This is a genomic window from Salidesulfovibrio brasiliensis JCM 12178, from assembly GCF_001311825.1.
In the GTDB taxonomy this organism is placed as follows: Bacteria; Desulfobacterota; Desulfovibrionia; order Desulfovibrionales; family Desulfovibrionaceae; genus Pseudodesulfovibrio; species Pseudodesulfovibrio brasiliensis.
Genome location: NZ_BBCB01000157.1, coordinates 1 through 1,929, shown reverse-complemented (window position 1 = coordinate 1,929; position 1,929 = coordinate 1). Strand labels below are relative to the sequence as shown.

General features: G+C 61.9%; 3 protein-coding genes. 1 reads left to right on the top strand and 2 read right to left on the bottom strand.

Translation table 11 applies throughout. The features are described from left to right. Positions 1-55 precede the first annotated feature (55 nt). The gene (locus JCM12178_RS17285; protein ID WP_054653218.1) at positions 56-694 is read left to right on the top strand and encodes a TPM domain-containing protein; all 639 of its coding nucleotides are present in this window, start codon (positions 56-58) and stop codon (positions 692-694) included. A 63-nt stretch (positions 695-757) separates the two neighbouring features. On the opposite strand, the gene JCM12178_RS17280 is transcribed toward JCM12178_RS17285, so the two are convergent. Beyond that, positions 758-1,504 carry a YbaY family lipoprotein gene (locus JCM12178_RS17280; RefSeq protein WP_054653217.1) on the bottom strand — a complete coding sequence of 249 codons (747 nt, stop codon included), beginning with the start codon at positions 1,502-1,504 and terminating at the stop codon, positions 758-760. A 161-nt stretch (positions 1,505-1,665) separates the two neighbouring features. Continuing rightward, positions 1,666-1,929 (bottom strand): 3,4-dihydroxy-2-butanone-4-phosphate synthase (locus JCM12178_RS17275; RefSeq protein ID WP_172677183.1); only part of this gene is annotated, 264 nt, incomplete at its 5' end.

Sequence of the window (1,929 nt, the reverse complement as noted above, 5' to 3'; positions counted from 1 at the left end):
GTAGGCTGGCCCGCGAACCGACCCGAAAGGCATCAACAAACCGCAAGGATCATATATGAGTGCAAAAGCATTTCTGACCGAAGAAGAACAGCAGCGGATCATGGACTGCGTCAAGGAGGTGGAGAAGACCACCTCGGGCGAGATCGTCCCGGTCATCGCCGACGTGAGCCACCACTACCCCAGCGCCGAGGCGCTCTCCTCCATGCTTTTTGCCATGGTTACGGGGCTCGGGGTCTGCGAACTCTGGGGCCGCACGGACATGTGGACGTATCTGGCCGTGTTTCTCGGCCTGAACCTCGGCTTCCAGTTTCTCGTCAAGGCGGTGCCCATCCTCAAGAAGCCCTTTGTCGGCAAGCGCCGCATGCGCGAAGAAGTGGCCGAAGGGGCCATGACCGCGTTTTACGGCAACGGCCTGCATCGCACCCGCGACGAGACCGGCATCATCATCTACGTCTCGGTGTACGAGCGCATGGTGCAGGTGCTGGCGGACAAGGGCATCAACGACAAGATCGACACCGGCGTCTGGGAAGAGGTGGTGGAAAACCTGACCAAGGCGATTCAGGACGGCAAGCCCGCAGACGGCATCTGCGCGGCCGTGCGTCGCTGTGGCGAGCTGGTGGCCCGCGAATTCCCGATCAAACATGACGACACCGACGAACTGCCGAACCTCATCGTCAACGGCAAGATTCAATAGTCTCGGAAAGATACGGCAAAGCGGCGCAGCCATCCGGGCTGCGCCGCTTTTTTTGCGTTGTGACTAGTGGACCATGACGAGCATGATTTCCATGGGGTCGTCCGTAAGCAGGTGGCGGGTGTCGGTGGTGAAGATCAGCCTGCCCCGGTCGCGGATTTCAGCACGCACCGCATAGGTGTGGCCGGGCCGGATGTCAGCCGGATCGTACTCCACGGCAAAGCGGATGGGCACCTGCCCGGGGTTCCTGATGACCTGCTTGCCGATGGTCACGGCGGCCGCATCCGCGCGGGAGACGTCCTGAACCAGAACAGTGACCACCGCCTGTGGACTGAGGGCGATGCGCTCGCGGTAGAAGATGGACCCCTGGGCCGTGGCGTCGCGCCGGACCTCGTGGAAGATCATGGGTGACTGCTGCCCCTGAACCATTATGCGAAGCGCACCGGTTTTCGGGTCGATGGCCGCGTCCTGCGCCTCGGAAAGGCTCTGGAAGAACCGTGATTCCTGACGGTTCAGGGCCTCGGCCGGGCATATTTTCAGGGTGGTGGCCAGCGGGCCGATCTCCAGCTTGCCGTCCGTGAGGGACCACGGGCCGCTGAAGCTGTTGCAGCCGCCGCTGCCGTGCACTTTGCCGTCGCGGCCAAAGAAGATGGTGGTGTGGCTGAAATCGATGACCGGGTGATCGCCGTTTCGCTCAAGCCGCCATTCTCGGGCCGTGAAATCCTCGGAGGCTTGAGGGGCAGGGGTTTTACCCGCCTGCGTGCATCCGGCAAGGACAAGCAGTACGGTTGCCAGCATGAACAGTTTTCGCATGCAAGAACTCCGTTGTTGTTTGTTGTTGATTATTCTGTACCACGTTTGCGGGGAACGGCAAGCAGGAGTTCAACGGCAAAAGGGAAGGCCCCTTTCGCGGCATCAATGCGAAAGGGGCCTTATCGGTCGTCGGTAATATCAGATCGCTTGCGGTATGCGGGCTAGGCAGCCTGTCTGCTTTCGCGCTGGGTTCGGTATGCCTTGAGGTCTTCGATGGTGATGACCGGCATGCCGTGCTTTTCGGCGTATTCCACCACTTCGGGCAGACGGGCCATGGTGCCGTCCGGGTTGGTCAGCTCGCAGAGCACGCCGCAGTCGCCCAGACCGGCGAGCTTCATGAGATCCACGGTGGCCTCGGTGTGTCCTTCGCGCTCGAGCACGCCGCCGGAGCAGGCGCGCAGCGGGAACACGTGGCCGGGCGAGTG

What these genes read in the sequence shown, in the direction of transcription:
- JCM12178_RS17285 (WP_054653218.1), top strand. Translation starts at nt 56, where the DNA reads ATGAGTGCAAAAGCATTTCTGACCGAAGAAGAACAGCAGCGGATCATG.
- JCM12178_RS17280 (WP_054653217.1), bottom strand. Translation starts at nt 1,504, where the DNA reads ATGCGAAAACTGTTCATGCTGGCAACCGTACTGCTTGTCCTTGCCGGA.